Source organism: Streptomyces sp. NPDC014676 (assembly GCF_043084105.1).
Lineage (GTDB): Bacteria > Actinomycetota > Actinomycetes > Streptomycetales > Streptomycetaceae > Streptomyces.
On the sequence record NZ_JBIBZI010000012.1, the window covers coordinates 94,095 to 119,174 of the forward strand.

Here is a 25,080-nt window from a genome sequence, read left to right on the forward strand (position 1 = left end):
CTCGCGGCCCGTGCGTACCAACAGCCGTCCGGGCGCCCCACAGTTGCCGAACACCGGCGCGACTCCGGTTCCCCCCAGGAGGTCGAGAAGTTTGAGTCACAAGCGAATTCCGAAGCGCAGGGCCGTGATGGCGGTGGGCGGTGCGGTGGCACTCGGCGCCGCCGCGTTCCTGCTCCCGAACGCGAACGCGTCCCAGGACGGCACGCCGGACGGCGCCGCGGCGGCGCCGAAGACCCTGAAGGCGGGCGATGCCTCGGATCTCGCCTCGCGGCTCGCCGGGCTCCTCGGCGACGCGTTCGCCGGCTCCTACTACGACGGCCACAACAAGCAGCTCGTCGTCAACGTCGTACCGGGCGACGACAACAACGTGATCGTGCAGGCCAAGAAGGCGGGCGCGGCCGTCCGCGAGGTCGACAACAGCATGACCGAACTGGAGGCCGGGGCGCGGACGCTGAAGTCGGAGGCGACCATCCCGGGCACCTCCTGGGCCGTCGACCCGCGCGCCAACAAGATCCTGGTCACCGCGGACAGCACGGTGACCGGCGACAAGTGGAACAGACTGGAGTCCACCGTCGAGAGCCTCGGCTCCGGCATGGCGACCATCGAGAAGTCCGCGGGCACGTTCAGGACCTTCGCCTCCGGCGGCGACGCCATCTTCTCGGGCGGGGCGCGCTGCTCGCTCGGCTTCAACGTCACCGCGGGCGACGGTTCTCCGGCGTTCCTGACGGCCGGTCACTGCGGTGTCGCGGCCGAGCAGTGGTCCGACGCGCAGGGCGGACAGCCGATCGCCACGGTCGACCAGGCGGTCTTCCCCGGCGAGGGCGACTTCGCGCTCGTCCGGTACGACGATCCCGCGACCGTCGCGCCGAGCGAGGTGAACCTCGGTGACCAGACCCTCCCCATATCCGGAGCCGCGGAGGCCACCGTCGGCCAGGAGGTGTTCCGGATGGGCAGCACCACCGGGCTCGCCGACGGCCAGGTGCTCGGCCTGAACGCCACCGTGAACTATCCGGAGGGCACGGTCACCGGGCTCATCCAGACGAACGTCTGCGCCGAGCCCGGCGACAGCGGCGGCTCGATGTTCACCCGGGACGGCCTCGCCGTCGGGCTGACCTCGGGCGGCAGCGGTGACTGCACCTCGGGCGGCGAGACGTTCTTCCAGCCGGTCACCACGGCTCTGGCGGCGGTCGGCGCGACCCTCGGCGACACGGGCGCCGGTGACGGCGCGGAGCAGGGTGCCCAGGAGGACTCCGGCCTGACCGGGACCCACTGACGCACCCTTGCCCCGACCACGGCCCCGGCTCCATCACTCCTGCGGCGGAGCCGGGGCCGTGGTCTGCCACGCCGTCGGAGCGTCCCTCGTGGTCCCGCGGCCCGTGTCGCCCTAGGATCCCGAGCCCTTTCTCGCCCCCGCCGCCCCTTCCCTCCCCCACTCTCGGCTTCGCTCGAGCGGGGGACCCCCATGAGCGGGAGGTACCCCCATCGTCCCGGGGGGCTCCGCCCCCAGACCCCCGTGCGCAGTTCCCCGCGCCCCTTTCCGCCGGACCCCCTTCGCGTTCACGCGGCGGAGCCGCACAGCCCCGCACTCCTGAAGCGGCCAGGCCGGGTCAGCCGTCCGGCAGGGCACGCAGGAGGAGCAGGGCGATGTCGTCCAGCCGGTTCTCCGCGTCCGCGCCGTGCTGGACCAGGGCGTCGGCGAGATCGTCCAGGGGCAGGTCGCCGAGGTCGGTGAGACGGCGGCACAGGTCGGCGACGGCGTCCTCGAAGTCGGTTCCGGGGGATTCCACCAGACCGTCCGTGTAGAGGACGAGCAGCGAACCGGGGGAGAGATCGACCTCGGTCGACGGGTACGCCGCCGAGCCGTCGATGCCCAGCAGCGGGCCCCCGGCCAGGTCCAGCACCCGCACCCGCCCGTCCGGTCTGCGCAGCAGCGGCGGCGGGTGACCCGCGCGGGACATCACGGCCCGCCCGTGCGCGGGATCGAGCCGCAGGTACAGACAGCTGGCGAACAGCTCCGAACCCAGGTCCAGCAGCAGCCGGTTGGTGCTGCGCATCACCTCCTCGGGCGCCTGCCCGACGGCCGTGTACGCGCGCACCGCCGTACGGACCTGTCCCATCAGCCCGGCCGCCGTCACGTTGTGCCCCTGTACGTCCCCGATCACCGCCGCCGCCATCCCCTGCGTCGGCACCAGGTCGTAGAAGTCGCCCCCGATCTCCATGCCCTGGGTGGCCGGCAGATAGCGGGCCGCCGCCTCGATCCCCGCCAGCGACGGCAGCGTGTGCGGCAGCAGCGCCTCCTGAAGCCCGTGCGCGAGCCGGTGCTTGACGTCGTAGAGCAGGGCCCGTTCCAGCGCCTGGGCGATCAGTCCCGCCAGATTGGTCAGCACCGCCCGCTCCTCCGTCGTGAAGTGGTGCGGCGCCGCGTACGACAGCACGCACGTCCCCACCGGGCGCCCCGAGGCGATCAGCGGCAGATACGCCCACGCCGCGAACTCGGACGGGTTCACCAGCAGCGCCGGATACAGGCGCTCGATCTCCTTCCGGCTCTCGAAGAAGGCGGGCACACCGGACCGCAGCACCTGGCTGCCGGGAGTCGGCTCCGACAGCGGCATCCCGTCGAACCGCTCCACCACCCGCGCGTCCGCGTACCCCCGGTGCCCCAGCACGCGCAGCCGGCCCGCCCGGGACCCGAGGATCACCAGCCCCTGGCCGCCCACCGCCGGGACGACCTCGGCCGCCACCAGCCGCACCACGTCCTCCACCCCGACCGTCTCGGTCAGCGCACCGGCCAGGCTCAGTACCTGGCTGATGGTGACCAGCCGGGGCTGCCCCTGCCTGGCCCGCGGTGCCGCGCGGTTCATCTCCGTCACCGCGCGCGCCCGGCTGATCCGCACACTGAGCCCGGTGGTACCCGGATACAGCCGGAACGACAGCCACTCGTCCGGGGGGCGCAGCGCGACGAACGAGGTGACGTGCTGGCTGAACAGCGCGGCCCGGTACCGGTCCTCGTACACGGGATCGTTCAGCCACGGCACCGACGCCCACATCTGGGCCCCGAGCAGCCGGTCCGCCGGCACGCCCAGCAGCTCCGCGGCGGCGGCGTTGGCGAAGCCGACCCGCCCGTGCAGATCGAGCGAGCACAGGCCGTACGGCAGCCGGGACACCATTCGTGCCGCCTCCACCGTGCCGAGCGTGCCGGCCACGCCGCCCACCAGCGGAGCCGCCAGCAGATCCGGCTCCGGTGCCAGCGGCAGGCTCTGCTCGGCGGCCCGCTCCAGCCGCACCGCGAGCCGGTCGCAGGCGGCGGTCAGATGATCACGTTCCCAGTCGGACAGCTCCTGCGGATGCGTGCCGGGCCAGGTCACGAAGACCGCGCCGTACGCCTTCGTCCCCGTCGCCACCGGCAGCGCGGCCAGCGAGAAGGGATACGGCAGCACCACGGCGATCCGGGGATAGCGGCGGGCCATCTCCTCCTCGCCGCCCACCCACACCAGCCGCCGTTCGCGCACCGCGTCGGAGACCGGGATCGGCGCGCTCAGCCCCACCCGTTCCCACGGGGCCGCGAAGGCGCGGGGCAGCCCCGCCATCACCGCCATCTCCAGCACCGGATGGTCCGGCGAGAGCAGGTACACGGCCCCGGAGTGGGCGTGCACCTCGTCCATCATCGAGGCCAGCGTCAGGGACAGCAGCGGACGGCCTACTGGCGCCCGCGCGGACGACTGCCCCTCGGACACGCCGACCACCTCCTCGCACGGCCGCGCCACCGGCCCCGGGACCCAATCTCCCCCCTGCCGGGCCGTCGCGCACGACGAGCGACGGGGAGAGCGCGGGGTCACGCACCCCCCGTATACCCCGGACCCCGGCCCGTAGGACCGCCCGGGGTGTTCCGCGCCCCGCGCACCCCGGGGGCCGCCGAACGCGCACAGGGGCTGCGCGGGTGTCCCATAAGCGCTGTAATGGCCAACGTGGTCGGTGAGGGCGCTGCGGGACGCAGCACGAGGACGCTGCGTGCGGAAGGTGCCCTGACGGCGATCGCGGCCGACCCCGAGTCGTCCGACCGGGTGCGCAGGATCCTGGAGCAGGCCCTCGTCTTCGCCGGTGCCGCGTTCGCCGCCGTGTACACGGCCGGCGCGGACGGAGAGCTGCTGTACCTGGCGGAGTCCGTCGGGGTGCCGCGGACCCTGTGCGGGGTGCGGGACAGCTACCCCGTCGCCGGGCACACCCCGGTGGCCGAGGCCCACCGCGGGCGGCCGGTGTGGCTGGGCCCGGACGACCTCGCCGCGCAGGCGCAGTCACGACGCGTGCCCAGCCGTGACTTCTTCCTGGCGGCGCTGCCCCTGCGCGACGACGGCGGCTGCCTGCTCGCGGTCAGCGAGCGCGCCGGCGGCTTCGACGCCGACGACCGCCGCTGCCTCGGCCTCGTCGCCGACGCCCTCGCCCTCCCCGCGCCGGCCGCCACCGCCGAGGGCGCCGACCTGCGGCCCGGCGGCTTCAGCCTCGCCATGGACACCGGGCGGGTCCAGGTCGGCGAGGACATCCTGGAGCTGTTCGGCCTCGACCCGGACGACTTCGACGGGCGGGTCGAGACCCTGCTGGGCCTGACGGTGCCGGAGGACCTGCCCTCACTGATGTCCGTCGTCGAGGCCGACCACATGACGATCGGCGACCGCGAACTGGAGTTCCGGGTGCTCCAGCCCGCCGGCCCGCCCAAGTGGCTGCGGCTGCGCGGCCGGCTGGTGCCGGGCGAGGAGGGGCGCCCCGCCCGGCTGGTGGGCTCCGTCGCCGACGCCTCCACGCTGCGCTCCGACATCACGGACGTGGCCCGGATCCAGCGTCTCGCCGCCGCGCTCGCCACCGCGGTCACCGTCCGCGACGTCGGCAAGGCCGTGGTCGCCGCGCTGCGCCGGCCGCTGCGGGCCGACCGCATCGCGCTCGCCGAGCTGGAGAGCGAACGGCTCGTCGTCACCGTTCTCGACCCGCCGGAACCGGAGGCATGGCCGGATCTGTGGCGCGCGGAGTGGCGCACCGAGTGGCCCGACGCGCCCGTGCGCACCATGCCCACCCTCGCCGCCGTCCTGCGCGAGGGACGCGCCCGGATCTGGCCGGCCGGCTCCCCGCTGGAGACCGCCCTCGCCGAGGTGGGCCCCGGCGGCCTGGCCATGCTGCCGTTGCCCGCCGGGAACCGGATAGCCGGCGCCTGCCTGATCGGCTGGGACACCCCGCACGACTTCGGCCCCGACGAACGCGCCCTGCTCACCGCCGCCGCCGGCCTCGCCGGACAGGCCCTGACGCGGGCCCGCGCCTTCGACGCCGAGCACGAACTGGTCGGCATGCTCCAGCGCCAGCTGCTGCCGCGCCGCCTGCCCCGGCTGCCCGGCGCGGTCGCCGTCGCCCGCTATCTGCCCAGCACCGCCGGCCTGGAGCTCGGCGGCGACTGGTACGACGTGATCCCGCTGCCGGACAACCACGTCGCCCTCGTCATCGGCGACGTCCAGGGCCACAGCGCCGGTGCCGCCACCCTCATGGGCCAGATGCGCACCGCGCTGCGCGCCTACGCCGTCGAGGGCCACCCCCCGGACGTGGTGGTCTCCCACGCCAACCGGCTCCTCATGGACATGGAGACCGACCTCTTCGCCACCTGCTGCTATGTCGACGTCGACATGGAGGAGGGTTTCGCCTGGTGCGTCCGCGCCGGACATCTGCCGCCGGTGCTGCGTCACCCGGACGGCCGTACCGAGATCGCGGAGGCCGAGGGCGGCCCGCCGCTGGGCGTGGTGCGGCAGAGCGACTTCCCCATGAGCCCGCTCAGACTGCAACCCGGCACGTTGGTCGCGCTCACCACGGACGGCCTGGTCGAGTCCCCGGACTCCGACATCGACGAGGGCATGAACGGCTTCGCCCGGCAGCTGTCCGCCGCCGACCCCGCCCACCTCGGGCTCGTCGCGGACGCCCTGCTCGGCAAGGCGCCGCGCAGCGACGACGTCGCCCTGCTGCTGATGCGCTACGACGGCATGGCCTCCCGTCCGCTGCGGGAGAGCTGGACGGTGTGGCGGGTGCCCCAGGCGGTCGGGCACGCCCGCCGCTTCACCCGGCGCACCCTGCGCTCCTGGGGGGTGACCGCGGACGTCGACGGCGCCCTGCTCGTCGTCTCCGAACTGGTCACCAACGCCCTGGTGCACACCGAAGGGCCGGTCCGCCTCGACATCTCCCTGGTCAACGACCGGCTGCGCCTCGCGGTCGCCGACGCCTCGCCCCGCACCCCCGTGAAGCCCACCAGCATCGGCTGGGAGGCCACCGGAGGCCGCGGCATCCTCCTCGTCGAGGCCGTGTCGGCCGGCTGGGGAACCCTTCCGGTCAGCGGGGGCAAGCAGGTGTGGGCGGAGTTCGTGCTGCGGCCCTGACGGCCGCCGGGTCCGCCGGCCGGGAACGCCCGCGCCCGGTGACCGTACCGCCCCGCCGGGTACCCGGGACGCCGTCGAGGGACAGGAGAAAGGACACGTCATGGCACAGCACGTGCGCGACATCATGACCGGTGCGCCGGTGACGGTCGGGCCGCAGACCTCCGTCGCGGAGGTCGCCCGCATCATGCGCGACCGCGACCTCGGGTCCGTCCTGGTGACCGACGGCGACCGGCTGCGCGGACTGGTCACCGACCGCGACCTGGTGGTGCGGTCGGTCTCCCGGGGCGGCGATCCCGAGGACATCACCGTGGCCGGCGCGTGCAGCGACGACCCGGTGACCGTGGCACCGGACGACGACCTGGACCGCGCGGTGCGGCTGATGCGCGAACACGCCGTGCGCCGTATCCCGGTCGTCGAGGACGGACGCCCCGTCGGTGTCGTCTCGCTGGGCGACACCGCCATGGAGCGCGACCCGGAGTCCGCCCTGGGCGACATCAGCGTGGCCCGGCCCAACCGCTGACGAGGACGCCGGCCCGGACGGGAACTCCCCGTCCGGGCCGGGGTGTCGAGGAGGCGGAAGCCTGTACGGCGGACGGGTGTTTGTCCGGCGCGGCGCCGGGGACCCGGGGGGCAGCGGACAGAAGGAAGATGATGAGTCGTGATCTCGGAGACCACTGACCAGCCCCGACCCCGCCGGGCGGAGACCGGCTGGGCGCGAGCCCGGCGACTGCGGGGCGAGGACCCGCTGCGGACCTGCCTCCCCGCCGTGGACCGCGGTACCACCTCCACCACCTCGAACACGAGTGCGGAGGGGAATATCGTAAGGGGCGATGATTAGCCCGCGTTCGGGTGGCCGATCGGCCCTCTCGCGGGATTTCGTGGCGCACGAGTAAAGCAAGTGATGTTCCATCCGCCGGAACACGACTATGGTGAGCCGGATGAAGGCTCTCGTGCTGTCCGGCGGTGCCGGAATCCGGCCGGGGCCGATCATCCACACCCCGGCCGGACGATTAGTGCCCGTGGCCGACGGGCCCGTGCTCTTCCACGAGCCGGAGTCTCCGGAGGACGCGGGCACCACCGATGCCGGGACCGTCGTCGGTGACACGGCCGCGGAGACCGAGGACACGGTCGGCGGCGGATCGGAATCCTGTCCGCGGGCCGCGCGCATTCCCCGGGGAGATCCTCCGCGACCGGCCCGCGCGGCGCTGACCGCCCCCACCGTCCGGCATCCGGCCGGCCTTTGCGCCGGCGCGCGCCGTACGGCCGTCCAGGGCCACCGGAAGGACACCGCCGTCGCCCCGCTGGAGGCCGGCCGCCGCCCCCGTGCGCCGCTCGCGTCCGGCGTGCCGAGGGGCACCGTGCTGGACGCGCTCACCCGCGCCGGCACCTTCGACGTCCCTGAACTCGGCCACTTCCGGACGGAGTCGGCACACGGCGACGGCCTGCCCGCCCCGACCCGTCACCGCGCCCAGGGCCGCCCCGCCGGCCCGCGCACCGCCCGCGGCCGCTTCGAACCCGCCGGCGGGCGGACCGTGCCGCGGGAACCGCCCGGTGCGGGCGCCGCGGTGCGTACCCCTTGGCTCCACGGGCTCCACGGCACTAACTTCGTGCGGACGATGATCGGTTCCGAATCCCGCCGCCCCACCGTCGACGCCCTCGACGACCGGCGCATACGGCCCGCCACCGGTGCGGCCCTCCCGCGGCCCGCAGCGCTCCCCCCATCCGCAAAGAGCTGTCCCAGTGAAAGGAACGTCTCGCGATGTCGATCAGGCCAATGGTGAAGTCCGCGTTGGGCGAGAGGAACGTGCGGGTCCTGCGCCAGTTGAAGCGGCAGATCACGGGCAAGCCGGCCGCGCCGGTCAAGCCGACCGGGCTGGACGCGATCTCCCACGACCTCAGCAAACTGGCCGTGCACTTCAAGACGGACAAATGGGGGACGCACCGTTACACGCGGCACTACCAGCGCCATCTCCAGCACCTGAAGAACGAGAAGTTCAACCTTCTGGAAATCGGGATCGGCGGATACAACCGGGCCGGCCAGGGCGGGGCGTCGCTGCGTATGTGGAAGGCGTTCTTCCCTAACGCGCAGATCTTCGGAATGGACATCCAGGACAAGTCTTTTGTCGACGAGGACCGCATCACGACCTTCATCGGTGACCAGTCCGACCCCGATTCCCTGAACGCCATCGCCGAGAAGATCGGCGAGATCGACGTCATCATCGACGACGGAAGCCACCGCAGCCCGCATGTGATCACGACGTTCGAGACGCTCTTCCCCCTGCTCAAGGACGGTGGCATCTACGCCGTCGAGGACACCCAGTCGTCGTACTGGCCCGAATGGATGGGCAGCGAGGACCTCGACGCGAAGGACACCAGCATGGGGTTGCTGAAGCGTCTGACGGACGGGCTGAACTACGAGGAGTTCGTGGACGAGAGCTACGAGCCGACCTATACGGACCGCAACGTGGTCGGTGTGCACTTCTACCACAACCTGGTGATCATCGAGAAGGGCAAGAACGCCGAGGGCTCCAACAAGCGCAGCGCTCTGAAGCAGCGTTACGCCAAGTCCTGACTCCGGGGCGCGTCAGTGGCACGGGGGCGGGCCCCACGGCGGGGCCCGCCCCCGTGGCCGCCGCACGCCGGGCCCACCGGATCCGTGCGCAGGCGCGGCCCCTCACGGCGCCGCCGTCCGCACCGGGGCCGCGGACCGTCCTGGTGTCACCGTTCCCGGTCCGGGACCGACACCGAGCGCCATGAAGGCGGGCTAGGGGCCTTCGGCGAGGAACACCGCGTGCCGGGTGTCCTCGCGGAGCCGGGCCGCCTCCCGCTGCCCGCGCTCCGTCACCGCCTTCCGCTGATCACGGAAGCCGCCTTCGTACGGGCGGTGCCGAGCACACGCCGCACCCCGCGCGCCAGTTTCCGCACCGTCCCGGAGCGCGGTACGGACACCACCAGCGTCCGGTCGCCGACGGCGCGCAGCGCGAACGGCAGTTCGCTCCAAGCGGGTTGCGCGGCATCGGGGTCCGGGCTCAGGGCGGTCCGCCAGATTCCCCGGGGGAGCCGGACGGGCAGCGTGGCTTCCAGCAGGGAGCCCGGCCCGTCCGCCTCACCGGTGAGCGTGCCGGACGCGTGCAGCGTCCTGCCGGAAGCGGTGAACCTGAGCCCCACCCGGGCGCCCCCGGCCGTGTGCAGCGGGATCCGGGCGCTCAGCCGGGTCCCGGAGACGGTGACGTCCGGCCGCCGCACACCGACCAGGCCGAGCCGCCTGCCCTTGACGCCCGTGTCCAGCGAGAGATTCCCGTGCGGCTCGGTCCAGTACGGCAGGACCGCGCGACGGCCGGTCACAGCCGCGCACGGCCCGGGGCGCGTGGCGCGCAGGGCGGGGCCGAGCCGGCACTCCTTGGTCCAGCCCCCGAGCCTCACCCGTACGACGGCGTCCCAGACCCCGTCGCCCGGCAGCTCCGCGGGGTCGACGGTCGCGGTCGCCCGCAGCACCAGCCGCACCCGCTCGCCGCCGTCGACGGGGACCGTCTCCCGGGTGACCTCCACGGGCTGGAAGTACTGGGCGGAGCTGGACCGTTCACGCAGCAGCAGGTCCGCGGTGGCCTGTCCGAACCCGGCCGCGGTCCGAGCGCCCACCCACGCCACCGCCTCCTCCACGTTCTCCGGGGTGCCGGCCGGCGGGGTGCGGGCGGCGTCCGCGGGGAAGGTCATCGGCTCGCGGGCGGAGGTGTACTCGGCGGTGAAACCGATGTGCAGCGAGCCGTTGTGCCATTCCACGCCCACGGGCGTCGCCGTCGGCGCGATCCCGGCCTCCCATTCGGCGAAGGCCACCACGTCGTCGTACCGGTCGGCCTCGGCCAGCGCGGCGACGACCTGCTGCGTCGGCTGCAACCCGGCCGGGACACCCGGGCCGAACCGCTCGACGACGACCTTGTGGATCTCCGCGAACAGCTCCCTGCGGTAGTCGTCCGGCAGCCCCAGCAGCCGCCGGCCCCGCAGCCGCTCCACCATCTCCACCCGCAGCCAGCGGCGGAACAGCCGGTCCCGTACCGCGCCCGGCTCGGTGTACCGCTCGACGACGTCGAGCGCCTCCCGCAGATTGCCGAAGTACCCCGCGGGGTCGAAGCGCTGGAAACCGGCGTTGGAGGCGTCGTCGCGTCTGATGTGGTAGTAGCAGACATAGTCGCTGAGCACGGACACGTTGCCCGCGCGCAGGTACGCCTCGGTGACGAAGACGTGGTCCTCCAGCCGCCGCCGCCCCTCCGGGAACCGCAGCCCGATACGGTCGAGGAACTCCCGGCGGAACATCTTGTGCGGGGTGAGACTGTCGATCAGCGGGGCGTTCCCGACCGTCGCCCGCGGACGGTTGCGGCGGAACAACTCCACCGGCACCCCGCGGTTCCTGCCGGCCATCTTCCCCACGACGACATCGGCGCCGTGGGCCGTGCCGTACGCGTACATCCGCTCCAGGGCCTCGTCGCCGAGGTAGTCGTCGTTGTCGACGAACATCACGAACTCGCCCCGCGCGGCGTCGATCCCCACATTGCGGGGCTTGCCCGACCAGCCGGAGTTCTCCTGGTGGATCACCCGCATCCGGGGGTCCTCGGCGGCGAGCCGGTCGAGCCGGGCCGGTGTCCCGTCGGTCGAGCCGTCGTCGACGAAGATCGCCTCGTACTCGTCGGGCGGCAGCGACTGCCGCCGCAGCGAGGAGACGCAGTCCTCGAGGTAGATCCCCGGGTTGTACACGGGAATGATGACGCTGACCTTGACCGGCATCTGGATCTGGGCCCTTCGGGTCTCTCGCCGTCGAACGTGCGGGCTTGGTGCGCGTCGCCCGATCGTAGTGCCACGGCCGCCGCGTTTCCCGCTCCGCCCCGCCGCCGGGAGCCCGCCGTGACGGCCCTTCCGCACCCGCCGACCGGCGTGCTCGCCGGGTCACTCGAGGCGTGGCGTCCCACCGAGGGCACGGCGCCGCCTAGTCTGCCGTTCGTGCGACTGCTCCTGACCTCCGACACCCATCTGCCGAAGCGCGCCAAGCGGCTGCCCACACCGCTGCTGGACGAACTCCCCCGCGTGGACGTCGTGTTCCACGCGGGGGACTGGGTCGACACCGGCACCCTCGATCTTCTGGAGAGCCGCAGCCGGCGGCTGATCGGCGTGTACGGCAACAACGACGGGCCCGAGTTGCGGGCCCGGCTGCCGGAGATCGCGTACGCGGAGCTTGGCGGGCTGCGCTTCGGCGTGGTCCACGAGACGGGTCCGGCGCGGGGGCGGGAGAGCCGGTGTGCCGCGCGCTTCCCCGGGGTTGACGTGCTGGTGTTCGGTCACAGTCACATCCCGTGGGACACCACCGCTCCCACGGGACTCCGTCTGCTCAACCCGGGATCGCCGACGGACCGCCGCCGACAGCCCTACTGCACTTATATGACCGCCACGGTCACCGGGGGCCGGCTCACGGAGGTGGAACTCCACCGGCTGCCCCCGCGCTGACGGGCCGGGCCGCTTCGTGTCGGTGGAAGCGGCCCGGGCATTGCGAGTAGATGCGCTCTCACGGACCTCCTTCCCACGATCGGAGGTGATACCGGGCGACTACCCCCTCCCGCGGGACTCACACACCTGATTTCCGGGTTTTCCTCCCGATTGCCGGGTCGTCGTCCCGCCGTGACCGGTGAGGAACAAGTGAGTCGGGTGAGTCGGGTGAGTCAGGGGGCTGGAGGGGCCGGACGGACTGCCCCGGCCCCAGGTGGACGGGCGGACGGCAGCGGTGTCGGTACTGGTTGCCGTATCCGAATAGGTGCAATATGTGATGAGTTGTCCGGCGGTCCGGCACCGCTTGCGGGGGGCGGGTGGCCGGGCCCTACCGCCCGCCTTCCGCGCCGGACCAGCCGGCCTCCACATGGCCGAGGCGCACCCGCTGCGGGTGGTCACCGACGGGTACGGACACGGTCTTCTCGCCGGTCGCGAAGTCGATGGCGGTGACCCGGTCGGCGCCGCTCTCGGAGACCACGCAGGACCTGCCGTCACCGCTGACGGTCGCCCAGTACGGCTTGGACGCGGTGACGAGCGGACCCTGCTGGAGGGTCGCGCGGTCGACGACGGTCGCGTAGTCGTCCATGGTGCCCGCCACACACAGCTTGGTGCCGTCGGGCCGCATGGTGATGCCGTGGTGGCGCGAGTCGTTGACCCAGGTGGTGCGGTCGTCGCTGGTGGCCGGGTTCTTCGGCAGGGTCTTGGTGCGGGTGATGCGGTCGGTGGCGACGTCGTATTCGAAGAAGCCGTTGAAGAACGACACCTGGAAGTACAGCTTCGACTCGTCCGGGGAGAACGCGGCCGGGCGCACCGCGTCCGAGTGGTCCTTCAGACCGATGGCGTCGAGCCGCTCCCGCATGTCGATCACCTTCACCTGCTTGAAGGTGGTCGCGTCGACGACCGTGATGCGGCGGTCGCCCTTCGTCCAGTCCAGCCAGGTCGCGTCGAGCGCGGTGTTCACCTCGCCGATGGACATGTTCCAGATGTGCTTGCCGTCCTTGCCGAAGACGTTCTCGTGCGGCTTGTCGCCGGTCTTGAACGAGCCGAGTTCGTCACCGGTCGCGATGTCCAGGACGTGCACCGTGTTGGAGGTCGAGGCCGAGACGGCGACGCGGTTGCCGTCGGGGGAGACCGCCATGTGGTCGGAGCGGTAACCCGACACCGGGAAGCGCCAGTTGATCCGCCCGGTGGCGAGGTCGAGGGAGACCACGTCGGCGAAGCTCGGCCGGGAGACCACCACCGAGGTGCCGTCCGGGGTGGAGTACATGTCGTCGACGAACTGGTCGTGGCCCTCGCCGACACCGTTGCGGATCGCCATGAAGTAGATCCAGCGGATCGGGTCGGCGTTGATCTCGGCCATCCGCTCGTCCTTGTCCGGGACGACGTCGATCCGGCCGATCCGTGCGAAGTCACCGGTGGACTCGATGACATCGGCGGTGCCGTCCCAGTTGTTGCCGACGAACAGCACCTCCCGCAGGGCGGGGGAGGAGTCGGCGGCCGCGGCGGTGGGCGCCGTGGCGGTGAGGACGAGCGCGGCGGCGATGGCGCACAGGTGCCTGGTTCTGCGGACCGGCATGACGGCTCTCCCCACAATCCGGGATCACGTGCCCTGAAAAGCAACTTACTGAAAAGTAAGGAAGGGAACCGTCCGCGGCAAGAGCGCGTACACGACAAAATCAGGTGCGGCCGGTCCGGTGGGGGAGGCCCTCGCTTCGGCGCCGGCCCCTCGGCCACCGCGCGGAACACCGGCTCGGCCGATCACCGGACGACCGGAGCGCCGGACGGCGCGTCCCGCCGCGGCCCGGAGGCCGCACGGCGCCGGCCGGCCGCGGGCCCACCTCACCGAGGCGGCGTGCGGCGAGATCCGGACGGCCCCCGGACTCCTCGACGCCACCGCGCGGTTGCTGGGCCACTGGACGCCCGGCGCCCGCGAGTCCGCCGCGCTCGCCCGGCCGCCGGCGGACGCCGAAGGGCCGCTGCCGGCGGGAGGGGTGCCGGACCGGCCGGGCCCCTGTGTACGACGGCCGCCCCGGCGTCCGCCGTCTGCTGAGCCCGGACCCGCCCACGGGCTCCGTCCCCGGCCTGGAGGAGACGTTCACCACCGACCGGCCCGAGTACGGTGTGCGGGCGGGCCGTGTCATGCGGTACAGCGCCTGGACGCGCTGATCACCTCCGTACCGGCGTTCCTACTCGTCCCAGGCCTGGATCATCACCTGCCCGGTGATCTTGCCGTCCCGCAGCGTGAGCATCGACTCCGACAGCACCCGCACCCCGTCCGGGTACCGACAGCTCTCGCAGTAGGCGGCGTGATCGCCCTGGACGACGCACGCCTCCAGCGTGTGCGTCATGTCGCGGCTGTAGACGTCGTCCAGCACGGCGGCGATCTCGTCCCGGCCGTGCAGGACCTTGGGGTGACTGGGCTGGGTGTTGCGGTCCACGATGCGCAGTTCCGCGTCGTCGGCGTAGAGCGACACCAGAGGCGCCGATGTGTTCGCCTCGATGCCCCGGCGGAGCGTGTCGGTGCCGAAGACGGGTTGTGACGCGGTCGTCATGACGACCCACCTCCTCCGCGGGGCCGCGGCCCGGACCTCCGGCGGGCCGGGACGGCCCCTCCTACGAGCGTCCTCCGGCCCGCCGGGCACGGCAAGCCCGGCCCCCGCGCCGCCCGGCGCCGCTCACCCGGCCGTCGCCAGGAACTGTGTGGCCGCCAGCTCCGCGTACAGCGGATCGGCGGTCACCAGTTCCCGGTGCGTGCCGACGGCCCGTACCCGGCCCGCGTCCATCACCACGATCCGGTCGGCCGCCGTCACCGTGGACAGCCGGTGCGCGACGACCAGGACCGTCGTCGTGCGCGCCACGTCGGCGACGGTGTCGCGCAGCGCCGCCTCGTTCACCGCGTCGAGCTGCGAGGTGGCCTCGTCGAGCAGCAGCAGCCGGGGGCGGCGCAGCAGGGCGCGGGCTATGGCGACCCGCTGGCGCTCACCGCCGGACAGCTTGGTGCCGCGATGCCCGACGAGGGTGTCGAGCCCGTCCGGCAGCCGGGACACCAGACCGTCGAGCCGGGTCGTCTTCAGCACCCGCGTCAGGGTGCCGTCGTCCGCCTCGGGGTTGCCCAGCAGCAGGTTGTCCCGCAGGGAACCCGACAGCACCGGCGCGTCCTGCTCGACGTACCCGATCGCGGCCCGCAGCCGCGGCAGCTCCCAGTCGGCCAGATCACGGCCGTCGAGCGTGATCACCCCGGAGTCGGGGTCGTAGAACCGCTCGATGAGGGAGAAGACGGTGGTCTTGCCCGCGCCGGACGGACCGACGAACGCCGTCATGCCCTGCGCGGGCACGGTGAACGTCACCCCGTGGTGGACGTACGGCAGGTCGTCGGCGTACCGGAAGCGGACGTCCTCGAAGGCGAGCGCGGCGGGCGCCGTGCCGGTGTCGGGCAGCCGCGCGGGCTCGGCGGCCGGTTCGGCGGGCAGCCGCAGCGCCTCCTGGATCCGGGCGAGGGCGGCGCTGCCCGTCTGGTACTGCGTGAGCGCGCCGACGACCTGCTGGATCGGCGCCATCAGATAGAACACGAACAGCAGGAACGCCACCAGCGTCCCGATGTCGATGGCGTCGGTCGCCACCCGCGCGCCGCCCACCGCGAGCACCGTGATGAACGCGATCTGCATGGCCAGCCCGGCCGTGTTGCCCGCCGCGGCCGACCACTTGGCGGCGCGCACGCTCTGCCGCCACGACTCCTGCGCGGCCTCGTGCAGCGCGCGCTCCTCGCGCGGCTCGGCACCGGACGCCTTGACCGTGCGCAGCGCGCCGAGCACCCGCTCCAGCGAGGCACCCATCACCCCGACCGCGTCCTGCGCCTGCCGGGAGGCCCGGTTGATGTGCGGCACGATCACCCCCAGCACCGTGCCCGCGAGCGCGATCACACCCAGGGTGACACCCAGCAGCACCGGGTCCACGAAACCCATCAGCACCACGGTCGCGATCAGGGTCAGCCCGCCCGTGCCGAGACCGACCAGCGAGTCCGTGGTCACCTCGCGCAGCAGGGTGGTGTCGGAGGTGATGCGGGCCATCAGATCGCCCGGCTCGGTGCGGTCGACGGCGGTGATCCGCAGCCGCAGCAGGTACGACGACAGCGAGCGCCGCGCCCCGAGCACCACCGACTCGGCGGTGCGCCGCAGCACGTACGAACCCAGCGCCCCCAGCACGGCGTTGGCGACCACGAGCGCCGACATCAGCAGCAGCGCGCCGGTGATCGCCCGGTCGTCCGAGAGGTCGTCGATCAGGTCCCGGGCCACCAGCGGCAGCATCAGCCCCGTCGCCCCGGTCATCAGGGACAGCACGGCGCCGCCCAGCAGGGCCCACCGGTGCGGTCGTACGTATCCGAGGAGCAGCCGCCAGACGGGCGGGCCGGATTCCTCTGCCGCGATGCTCACGTCGCCCCCCTCGGCGTCGGTCGGAGGTCCAGGCTACGTCGCGGGGGCGGACCCACCGCACGGCGGGCGGCGGAAGCGATCATTCCCACGTAGGGTCGGGGAAGACGGACACGGCCGATGAAGGAGTCAGCAGCATGGCGCAGGAAGTACGCGGCGTGATCGCACCCGGCAAGGACGAGCCGGTGCGGATCGAGACGATCGTCGTGCCCGACCCCGGCCCCGGCGAGGCGGTCGTCCGGGTCCAGGCCTGCGGGGTGTGCCACACCGATCTGCACTACAAGCAGGGCGGGATCAGCGACGACTTCCCCTTCCTGCTCGGCCACGAGGCCGCGGGCGTGGTCGAGTCGGTCGGCGACGGCGTCACCGACGTCGCGCCCGGTGACTTCGTGATCCTCAACTGGCGTGCGGTGTGCGGGAAGTGCCGCGCCTGTCTGCGCGGACGCCCCTGGTACTGCTTCGACACCCACAACGCGAAGCAGAAGATGACCCTGACGGACGGCACCGAACTCTCCCCGGCCCTGGGCATCGGCGCCTTCGCCGAGAAGACCCTCGTCGCCGCCGGACAGTGCACCAAGGTCGACCCCGCCGTCTCCGCGCAGGTCGCCGGGCTGCTCGGCTGCGGCGTGATGGCCGGCATCGGCGCCGCGATCAACACCGGCGACGTCGGCCGGGGCGACTCCGTCGCCGTCATCGGCTGCGGAGGCGTCGGTGACGCGGCGATCGCCGGGTCCCGGCTCGCCGGAGCGGCGAAGATCATCGCTGTCGACATCGACGACCGCAAGCTCGACACCGCGCGCTCCATGGGCGCCACCCACACCGTCAACTCCCGCGACACCGACCCCGTCGAGGCGATCCGCGAGCTCACCGGCGGCTTCGGCGCCGACGTCGTCATCGAGGCCGTCGGCCGCCCCGAGACCTACCGGCAGGCCTTCTACGCCCGTGACCTGGCCGGCACGGTCGTCCTGGTCGGCGTGCCCACCCCGGAGATGAAGCTCGAACTGCCGCTCCTCGACGTCTTCGGCCGCGGCGGCTCCCTGAAGTCCTCCTGGTACGGCGACTGCCTGCCCTCCCGGGACTTCCCGATGCTGATCGACCTCCATCTCCAGGGCCGCCTGGACCTGGCGGCGTTCGTCACCGAGACCATCCGGCTCGACGAGGTGGAGAAGGCCTTCGAGCGGATGCACCGCGGCGACGTGCTGCGTTCGGTGGTGGTGCTCTGATGACCGCCCGCATCGAACGGCTCGTCACCTCCGGGCAGTTCAGCCTCGACGGCGGCACCTGGGACGTCGACAACAACGTGTGGATCGTCGGCGACGACCACGAGGCGATCGTCATCGACGCCGCCCACGACGCCGACGCCATCGCCGGGGCGGTGGGGGACCGGCGCCTCACCGCCATCGTGTGCACCCACGCCCACAACGACCACATCGACGCCGCGCCCGCCCTCGCCGAGCGCACCGGCGCCACCATCTGGCTGCACCCCGACGACCTGCCGCTGTGGCAGCAGACCCACCCCGACCGCGACCCCGACTCCTGGCTCGTCGACGGACAGGTGATCGAGGCCGCCGGCGCCGACCTCACCGTGCTGCACACCCCGGGGCACGCGCCCGGCGCGGTCTGCCTGTACGACCCGGGACTTGCGACCGTGTTCACCGGCGACACCCTCTTCCAGGGCGGTCCGGGCGCCACCGGCCGCTCCTTCTCCCACTTCCCGACGATCATCGACTCGATCCGGGACCGGCTGCTGACCCTCCCGCCGGAGACGAAGGTCCTCACCGGCCACGGCGATCCGACCACCATCGGCGCGGAGGCCCCGCACCTGGAGGAATGGATCGCGCGGGGCCACTGAACGGTCCGCCCGGGTGACCGGCACGAAAAAGGCGACAGAAGATGTCCGGCTTACCCGTCACGCTCGGAGCGACAGCAGAGAGCCGTTGACGGGAGGCCGTACATGTCGGAGCAGTTGAAGGGCAGGGTCGCGCTGGTGGCCGGGGCGACCCGGGGTGCCGGACGGGGCATCGCCGTGGAACTCGGGGCGGCGGGCGCGACCGTGTACGTCACGGGCCGCACCACCCGCGAGCGCCGCTCCGAGTACGACCGCCCCGAGACCATCGAGGACACCGCCGACCTGGTCACCGAGGCGGGCGGCCAGGGCATCGCGGTGCCCACCGACCATCTCGAACCGGGGCAGGTGAAGGCACTCGTCGACCGGATCGCCGCCGAACAGGGCCGCCTGGACGTCCTGGTCAACGACATCTGGGGTGGCGAGACGCTCTTCGAGTGGGACGCGCCCGTCTGGGAGCACGACCTGGACAAGGGCCTGCGCCTGCTCCGCCTCGCCGTCGAGACCCACGCGATCACCAGCCACCACGCGCTGCCGCTGCTGCTGCGCCACCCCGGCGGACTGGTCGTCGAGGTCACCGACGGCACCGCCGACTACAACCGCGACCACTACCGCCTCTCCTTCTTCTACGACCTCGCCAAGTCCTCCGTCCTGCGCATGGCGTTCGCCCTCGGCCACGAACTCGGCCCGCGCGGCGCCACGGCGCTCGCCCTCACCCCGGGCTGGATGCGCTCGGAGATCATGCTCGACTATTTCGGCGTACGTGAGGACACCTGGCGCGACGCCCTCGACGACGTCCCCCACTTCGCCATCTCCGAGACCCCGCGCTACGTCGGACGGGCCGTCGCCGCCCTCGCCGCCGACCCGGACGTGGCCCGCTTCAACGGCACCTCCCTCTCCAGCGGCGGCGTCGCCCGGGAGTACGGCTTCACCGACCTCGACGGCAGCCGCCCGGACGCCTGGCGCTACATGGTCGAGGTGCAGGACGCGGGCAAGCCGGCGGACGTCACCGGTTACCGCTGACCGCCTCCGCCCTCTGCCGCGGTGATCGCCCCGGCGGCTACCTTCACCCCATGACGACGGACACGAGGCGCTTCGCCGGGTACGGGGTTCTCATCACCGGGGCGGCACGCGGCATCGGCGCGGCCACCGCCGCCCGGTTCGCCGAGGAGGGGGCCCGCGTCCTGGTGACCGACGCCGACCCCGACGCGGCGGAGCGGACGGCGATGGCGCTGGGGGACCGTGGGCTCGCGGCGGAGCCTTTCGCCTGCGACGTGACCGACCGGGCCTCCGTCGATGCGGCCGTGGCGCACGCCGTGCACGCCTTCGGCTCGCTCGACGTCCTGGTGAACAACGCCGCCCACTGCACCCCGGACGCGCCCCGCTTCGAGGACGAACCCGACGACGAGTGGGCCACGGACCTCGACGTCACCCTCACCGGCGCGTACCGCTGCTGCCGCGCCGCACTCCCGCACCTCGCCGCCTCCGGCCGGGGCGCGATCGTGAGCGTCGGCTCCGTCAACGGCCTCCAGGACTTCGGCGGCCACGCCTACAGCGCGGCCAAGGCGGGCCTGATCTCCCTCACCCGCACCCTCGCCGGGCACGCGGCGCCCCGCGGGGTCCGGGTCAACCTCGTCGCACCGGGGACCGTCCGCACCCGCGCCTGGGCGGGCCGGGACGCGGAGCTCGAAGCGGCCCGGCACCTCTACCCCCTGGGCCGCGTCGGCGAGCCCGAGGACATCGCGGCCGCCGTCGCCTTCCTCGCCTCCCGCGACGCGGCGTGGATCACCGGCACCACCCTCACCGTCGACGGCGGCATCACGGCGGTCAACACCGGGTTCCGGCAGGCACTGGGCGGGATCCCACCGCGATAGTCGATCATTTTGGGCACCGCTGACCGAATGTCACCGTTCGGTCGCACCCCGGTTCGTCCGCACAACCGATTTTCCGGTTGGGCCGTCTACCTGGCAGAGTGCGCAGGCCATGCGCCCACTTCTGCGGAAAGGCAAAACGGACTATGGGGGACACACGTAGACGGAGTGCCGTCATCCTCGGGGTCACCTCGCTGGTGGCTCCGCTCACACTCGCGCTGGGCGCGACACCGGCCCAGGCCGCGAGCTGCACCACCTCGGCGGGCCCGTACCAGAAGAAGGTGGAGAAGTTCCTCGGCCGCCCGGTCGACGGAAAGCAGTCCTCCGCCGACTGCAAGGCCATCCGCTCCTTCCAGACCAAGCACGGCATCACGCCGAACATCGGGTACGCCGGTCCCGTGACCTGGGGCGTGATGGACCTGATGAACAAGCAGAAGGCCGTCGGGAAGAACCCTAACAAGTCGGGCAAATGCCCCACCAACAAGGGCCGTATCGCCTGCGTGGACCTCACGCTCCAGCTCAGCTGGATCCAGGACGGCAAGAAGCTCGTCTACGGCCCCGTCCCGGTCCGCACGGGACGCGACGGGTACGAGACCCGCACCGGCCTGAAGAAGATCTACTGGCGCAACATCGACCACGTCTCGACCATCTACGACGTGCCGATGCCCTACAGCCAGTTCTTCGACGGCGGCCAGGCCTTCCACTCGGTCGGCGTCAGCATGTGGAACCCGCCGGGCTCCCACGGCTGCGTCAACATGACGAAGACCGCCGCCAAGAAGTACTGGTCGCTGTTGAAGAACGGCGACGACGTCTACGTGTACGGCCGCAAGCAGGGCACCTGATCGCCGCGGGGCGCCCGGCCCGCCGGGCGCCCCGCGTCCGGGCGCTTCCTCAAGGTCCGGATGTGAACTCGCCCACGTTCCTTGGCAGATGGACGTGATCAGTACCACTGCCCGAAATGTCCGATGTACGTGCGATTACTCACAGCGTCTTCACGTCCGGCGCCGTATGCTTCACGGCATGTCCACCACTGTTGAACCCTCCTCCGAGCGATCGGCTGCCGAGGTCAACGAGGAGATCCGGGCCCTGTGGCTCCGGTCGGGCGGGACACTCAGCGTCGAACAGCGCGAGGAGTACCAGCGCCTGGTCCAGGAGTGGGCCTCGGCCCTCCCGCAGCCGGCCAGGGCAGCCTGAGCGGCTGCCGGCCGATCCCCTCGGATCGTGACCCCGCCGACGGGGCACCCGTGAGTGAACGGGTGCCCTTCTCTCACTGACCTCAGCCCTCACTGACCTCAGCACTCTGCTACGGCATCCCTCGCGAGCTTTCGGCTTCGCTCGAGCGGGGAGGCGCCCCCGCTGCCGGCGAACCGCTGTCCCACCGCGTCCCTCGTGCCGCCGTCACCTTCCCCTGCCCGCCACGGAGCCGCCCCGGCGACCGTGCCGCTCGTCATCGGCCGAAGGGCCGCCCCCGCCGTCCGCTCAGCCCCATGACGCCGAGTAGTGGCGCCGGTACTCCTTGCGGTCCTGCTCCGCCCGTATCCAGCGCGACGCCACCAGGGCGACCAGGCTGCCCCCGATCACCAGCAGCCCGGGACCGACGCTGCGGGGGTCGGCCAGCCGGGACAGCAGGGTCGACGGGTCCGGGAGGATGCCCCGCACCGGAGCCGACGAGCCCGGCGAGGCCGCGTCCGGAGCCGCCGCGCCCCGCGCGTCCGACGGGGCGGGGGAGGGCGCCGCCGCACCCCCGTCGGCCCCGGGCGCCACGATGAGCCGTACGCCGAGCCGCGCCAGCGCCTTCGTCACCGGCTGGAAGTACGTCGTACCGCCCGTCCGGCAGTCACCGCTGCCGCCCGACGTGACACCGAGCGCGACGCCCTCGGAGAACATCGGACCACCACTGTCACCGGGTTCGGCGCACACATTCGACTCGATGAGACCGCTGACCGTGCCCTCGGGATAGTTCACCGTCGCGTTGAGCGCGGTCACCTCACCGTCCCGCAGCCCGCTGGTGCTGCCGCTGCGGAACACCCGCTGGCCCACCGTCGGATCCGCCACCCCCGTGATCCGTACGCCCTTGCCGCCGCCGACGGCCACCACACCGGCGCCCTCGCCGACCCGGCCGCCGGCGTACTCGATCAGCGAGTAGTCGTCCCCGGGGAAGCTGCCCCCGACCGTCGTCCCGACCTCCTGCCTGCCCTGGTTGTCGGCGAACCACACCGACCCGTCGGGCCCGCAGTGCCCGGCCGTGAGGATGAAGTCCCGTTCCCCGTCGGTCACGTTGAAGCCCGCCGAACAGCGGCCGGCCGTCGACAGGATGGGCAGCGCCCCGTTGAGCCGGGTGGTGAAGGTGCCCTCGCTCCGCTCCATGCGGACGAAACCGCCGATGCCGTCCGCCACTTCGGTCAGCTCGGACCAGTCGTCCGCCGACACCGTGCTGTCGCCCCGGACCACCACCTCGTTGGTCCGGTAGTCCATGGCCCACGCCGTCCCGGGCACGCGCGGCGCCGAACGCAGTGTCCCGGTCGCGGACTTGAAGTCGTCCATGCTGTGCCGCACCATCTTCGGCTCGGCGCCGGCCGCGCGCACCTCGGCCGCCGCCTCCTCGTCGGTGACCGCGACCACCGTCCTGCCGTCGTCGGCGATCCAGCTGCCCGCCGTACGGGACGTGCCGAGCTTCGACACCAGGGCGGCGCCCGGCCCGGCCGCCGCCTCCCCGGCGGTGGCGAACGGGACCGCGTCGGGCGCGCGGGGCTCACTGGCGACGGCGTGGGTGACCATCGTGGCCCCCAGGAGGAGTCCGCCGACGGCCGCCAGCCGTGTCACTCGCCGGACCACCCGTCGTCGTGCGTGCCTCATGCGTGGCTCCCGAACCTCGGCAGCGCGGTGCGCGCGCACCGCGAGGGCCTCCCCTGAGTCGGAGGCCCTCTTCCCATACGGGCCCGGAACCCGGCGCGTTCAGAACGGGCGCGGGCCGTCGTCCCGATGTCCGTTCACACCACGGCCCCTATCGTGTGTTCATGACCAGGATCCCGCACGAGACGTCCGGTGAACCGAATCCGCTGCACGCCCTCGACCTGGACCGCCTGCGCCGCCGCACCAGCATGAAATGGCGCACCTACCCCGAGGACGTCCTGCCCCTGTGGGTGGCCGAGATGGACGTCCCCCTGGCCGGACCGGTCGTCCGCGCCGTCACCGGGGCGATGGAGCTCGGCGACACCGGCTACCCCGCCGGCACCGCCTATGCCCAGGCGCTGGCCGCCTTCGCGGACAAGCGGTGGGACTGGGGCGGGCTCGCCGTGGAGCGCACCGCGATCGTGCCCGACGTCATGCTCGGCGTGGTCGAGATGCTGAAACTGGTCACCGGGTACGGGGACGCGGTGGTGGTGAATTCACCGGTCTACCCACCCTTCTACGACTTCGTCCGGCACCTGGACCGGGAGGTGGCCGAGGCCCCGCTCGGCGCCGACGCGCGGATCGACCTCGACGTCCTGGAGGACACCTTCCGGCGGGTGACGGCCGGCCGGCGGCGCGCCGCCTACCTGCTGTGCAGCCCGCACAACCCCACCGGCACCGTGCACACCGCCGGCGAACTGTCCGCCGTCGCCGCCCTCGCCGAACGGTACGGCGTACGCGTCGTCGCCGACGAGATCCACGCCCCGCTGACCCTCGGCGGCACCCGCTTCGTGCCGTACCTGAGCGTGCCGGGCGGCGAGCGCGGCCTGTCGCTGATGTCGGCGTCGAAGGCGTGGAACCTGGCCGGGCTCAAGGCCGCCCTCGCCGTCGCGGGACCCGGGGCGGCGGACGACCTGGCGCGGATGCCCGAGGAGGTCGGCCACGGCCCGAGCCACGTCGGCGTCCTCGCCCACACCGCCGCCCTGCGCGACGGCACCGCGTGGCTGGACGCCCTGCTCGCCGGCCTCGACACCAACCGCCGGCTGCTCGCGGACCTCCTGGCCGAGCGGCTGCCGGCGATCCGCTACCGGCCGGGCGACGCCACCTACCTCGCCTGGCTGGACTGCCGCGCCCTCGGCCTCGGCGACGACCCCGCCGACACCTTCCTCCGGCACGGCCGCGTGGCCCTCAACTCCGGCCTGCCCTTCGGCACGGGAGGAGCCGGTCACGCCCGGCTGAACCTCGCCGCCTCGCCCGAGGTGCTCGAGGAGGCGGTGCGGCGGATGGCGGACGCCGTGGAGCGCGCGGGCGGCGCCCGTGGCTGACGAGTGCTACGGCCACCCGCGGCTCGCCGCGGTCTACGATCCGCTCGACCCCGACCGGAGCGATCTCGACACGTACCTCGGCATGGTGGAGGAGTTCGGTGCCCGGCGGGTGCTGGACATCGGCTGCGGAACAGGGGTGTTCGCGCTGCTCCTGGCCGGCCGGGGGATCGAGGTCGTCGGTGTCGAGCCCGCCGGGGCGTCCCTCGACGTGGCGCGGGGCAAGCCGGGCGGCGCACGGGTCCGCTGGATCGAGGGTGACGCGACGGCGCTGCCGCCGCTGCGGGTCGACCTGGCGACCATGACGGCGAACGTCGCCCAGGCCGTCGCCGATCCCGGCGCCTGGCACGGCACCCTGCACGGAGCCCACGCGGCACTGCGGCCCGGGGGACGCCTGGTGTTCGAGACCCGCGATCCGGCCCGGCGGGCCTGGGAGCGGTGGACCCGGGAGGAGTCGTACCGCAGGACGGACGTGCCCGGCGTCGGGACGGTCGAGCACTGGCACCGGGTGACCGAGGTGGACGGCCCGCTGGTGACGTTCCGCACCACCTACGTGTTCGCCGCGGACAAAGCGGTGCTGACCTCCGACTCGACGCTGCGTTTCCGCGAGCGGGAGGAGGTCGAGGCGGACCTCGCCGGACACGGCTTCGCGGTGGAGGAGGTACGGGACGCCCCCGACCGCCCGGGCCGGGAGTTCGTCTTCGTCGCGCGGCGCCCGGACGCCTGAGCGCTCCGCCGGCGGTACGGCGATGTGCCGTCGATCGTCCGCGGCGCCGTCGTGGCCGGTCG

General features: G+C 72.9%; 21 protein-coding genes. 15 read left to right on the plus strand and 6 right to left on the minus strand.

The annotated features are described in order from the left end of the window. Positions 1-91: 91 nt before the first annotated feature. Positions 92-1,273, plus strand: coding sequence for a S1 family peptidase (locus ACF1DX_RS28955; protein WP_391794073.1), 1,182 nt, complete (start codon positions 92-94; stop codon positions 1,271-1,273). Between the two features lie 334 nt (positions 1,274-1,607). Here ACF1DX_RS28955 and ACF1DX_RS28960 read toward each other — a convergent pair whose 3' ends face one another. After that, positions 1,608-3,734 (minus strand): SpoIIE family protein phosphatase, encoded by a 2,127-nt coding sequence (locus ACF1DX_RS28960; protein WP_391794074.1) that lies wholly within the window; start codon positions 3,732-3,734, stop codon positions 1,608-1,610. Positions 3,735-3,956: 222 nt separating this feature from the next. Between ACF1DX_RS28960 and ACF1DX_RS28965 the strand changes: the two genes are divergently transcribed. The 4 genes from ACF1DX_RS28965 (at position 3,957) to ACF1DX_RS28980 (ending at position 8,973) form a co-directional block, all read left to right on the plus strand. Then, positions 3,957-6,401: a SpoIIE family protein phosphatase gene (locus tag ACF1DX_RS28965; RefSeq protein ID WP_391794075.1), complete on the plus strand. Its 2,445-nt coding sequence runs from the start codon at positions 3,957-3,959 to the stop codon at positions 6,399-6,401. A gap of 100 nt (positions 6,402-6,501) precedes the next feature. Continuing rightward, positions 6,502-6,921, plus strand: coding sequence for a CBS domain-containing protein (locus tag ACF1DX_RS28970; protein ID WP_391794076.1), 420 nt, complete (start codon positions 6,502-6,504; stop codon positions 6,919-6,921). Positions 6,922-7,339: 418 nt separating this feature from the next. After that, positions 7,340-8,182: a sugar nucleotide-binding protein gene (locus ACF1DX_RS28975; RefSeq protein WP_391794077.1), complete on the plus strand. Its 843-nt coding sequence runs from the start codon at positions 7,340-7,342 to the stop codon at positions 8,180-8,182. Beyond that, positions 8,161-8,973, plus strand: a complete 813-nt coding sequence (locus tag ACF1DX_RS28980; RefSeq protein ID WP_391794078.1) for a hypothetical protein — start codon at positions 8,161-8,163, stop codon at positions 8,971-8,973. Before ACF1DX_RS28975 ends, ACF1DX_RS28980 begins: the two co-directional genes overlap by 22 nt. A gap of 269 nt (positions 8,974-9,242) precedes the next feature. Here ACF1DX_RS28980 and ACF1DX_RS28985 read toward each other — a convergent pair whose 3' ends face one another. Beyond that, positions 9,243-11,180, minus strand: a complete 1,938-nt coding sequence (locus ACF1DX_RS28985; protein WP_391794079.1) for a glycosyltransferase family 2 protein — start codon at positions 11,178-11,180, stop codon at positions 9,243-9,245. Positions 11,181-11,393: 213 nt separating this feature from the next. On the opposite strand from ACF1DX_RS28985, the gene ACF1DX_RS28990 reads away from it, so the two are divergent. Then, the gene (locus ACF1DX_RS28990; RefSeq protein WP_391794080.1) at positions 11,394-11,894 is read left to right on the plus strand and encodes a metallophosphoesterase family protein; all 501 of its coding nucleotides are present in this window, start codon (positions 11,394-11,396) and stop codon (positions 11,892-11,894) included. Between the two features lie 367 nt (positions 11,895-12,261). Here ACF1DX_RS28990 and ACF1DX_RS28995 read toward each other — a convergent pair whose 3' ends face one another. Further along, a complete protein-coding gene (locus ACF1DX_RS28995) occupies positions 12,262-13,509 on the minus strand; it encodes a YncE family protein (protein WP_391794081.1) in 1,248 nt (415 codons plus the stop codon). A 437-nt stretch (positions 13,510-13,946) separates the two neighbouring features. Here ACF1DX_RS28995 and ACF1DX_RS29000 point away from each other — a divergent pair, with 437 nt between their 5' ends. Next, on the plus strand, positions 13,947-14,099 hold the full coding sequence (locus ACF1DX_RS29000; protein WP_391794082.1) for a hypothetical protein: 153 nt from the start codon (positions 13,947-13,949) through the stop codon (positions 14,097-14,099). 20 nt (positions 14,100-14,119) lie between these two features. Here the strand turns inward: ACF1DX_RS29000 and ACF1DX_RS29005 are convergent, their stop codons facing one another. Next, positions 14,120-14,485, minus strand: coding sequence for a nuclear transport factor 2 family protein (locus ACF1DX_RS29005; RefSeq protein WP_391794083.1), 366 nt, complete (start codon positions 14,483-14,485; stop codon positions 14,120-14,122). 123 nt (positions 14,486-14,608) lie between these two features. Further along, the gene (locus ACF1DX_RS29010) at positions 14,609-16,363 is read right to left on the minus strand and encodes an ABC transporter ATP-binding protein (RefSeq protein WP_391794084.1); all 1,755 of its coding nucleotides are present in this window, start codon (positions 16,361-16,363) and stop codon (positions 14,609-14,611) included. Positions 16,364-16,497: 134 nt separating this feature from the next. Here ACF1DX_RS29010 and ACF1DX_RS29015 point away from each other — a divergent pair, with 134 nt between their 5' ends. The 6 genes from ACF1DX_RS29015 to ACF1DX_RS29040 all read left to right on the plus strand — a co-directional run bounded on the left by ACF1DX_RS29015 (position 16,498) and on the right by ACF1DX_RS29040 (position 21,271). Further along, positions 16,498-17,583, plus strand: coding sequence for an S-(hydroxymethyl)mycothiol dehydrogenase (locus tag ACF1DX_RS29015; protein ID WP_391794085.1), 1,086 nt, complete (start codon positions 16,498-16,500; stop codon positions 17,581-17,583). After that, on the plus strand, positions 17,583-18,212 hold the full coding sequence (locus ACF1DX_RS29020) for an MBL fold metallo-hydrolase (protein WP_391794086.1): 630 nt from the start codon (positions 17,583-17,585) through the stop codon (positions 18,210-18,212). The genes ACF1DX_RS29015 and ACF1DX_RS29020 overlap by 1 nt, the downstream gene beginning before the upstream one ends. Before the next feature lie 102 nt (positions 18,213-18,314). Beyond that, positions 18,315-19,229: an SDR family oxidoreductase gene (locus tag ACF1DX_RS29025; RefSeq protein ID WP_391794087.1), complete on the plus strand. Its 915-nt coding sequence runs from the start codon at positions 18,315-18,317 to the stop codon at positions 19,227-19,229. Between the two features lie 50 nt (positions 19,230-19,279). Then, positions 19,280-20,080, plus strand: coding sequence for an SDR family NAD(P)-dependent oxidoreductase (locus ACF1DX_RS29030; RefSeq protein WP_391794088.1), 801 nt, complete (start codon positions 19,280-19,282; stop codon positions 20,078-20,080). A gap of 143 nt (positions 20,081-20,223) precedes the next feature. Then, positions 20,224-20,919: a L,D-transpeptidase family protein gene (locus ACF1DX_RS29035; RefSeq protein ID WP_391794089.1), complete on the plus strand. Its 696-nt coding sequence runs from the start codon at positions 20,224-20,226 to the stop codon at positions 20,917-20,919. 166 nt (positions 20,920-21,085) lie between these two features. Further along, the gene (locus tag ACF1DX_RS29040) at positions 21,086-21,271 is read left to right on the plus strand and encodes a hypothetical protein (RefSeq protein ID WP_030863721.1); all 186 of its coding nucleotides are present in this window, start codon (positions 21,086-21,088) and stop codon (positions 21,269-21,271) included. A 285-nt stretch (positions 21,272-21,556) separates the two neighbouring features. Here the strand turns inward: ACF1DX_RS29040 and ACF1DX_RS29045 are convergent, their stop codons facing one another. Further along, a complete protein-coding gene (locus tag ACF1DX_RS29045; RefSeq protein ID WP_391794090.1) occupies positions 21,557-22,933 on the minus strand; it encodes a S1 family peptidase in 1,377 nt (458 codons plus the stop codon). Between the two features lie 161 nt (positions 22,934-23,094). On the opposite strand from ACF1DX_RS29045, the gene ACF1DX_RS29050 reads away from it, so the two are divergent. Both ACF1DX_RS29050 and ACF1DX_RS29055 read left to right on the plus strand, forming a co-directional pair. Further along, complete coding sequence (locus ACF1DX_RS29050) at positions 23,095-24,294, plus strand: MalY/PatB family protein (protein ID WP_391794091.1); 1,200 nt, start codon at positions 23,095-23,097, stop codon at positions 24,292-24,294. After that, positions 24,287-25,018, plus strand: a complete 732-nt coding sequence (locus ACF1DX_RS29055) for a class I SAM-dependent methyltransferase (protein WP_391794092.1) — start codon at positions 24,287-24,289, stop codon at positions 25,016-25,018. The genes ACF1DX_RS29050 and ACF1DX_RS29055 overlap by 8 nt, the downstream gene beginning before the upstream one ends. Positions 25,019-25,080: the final 62 nt, after the last annotated feature.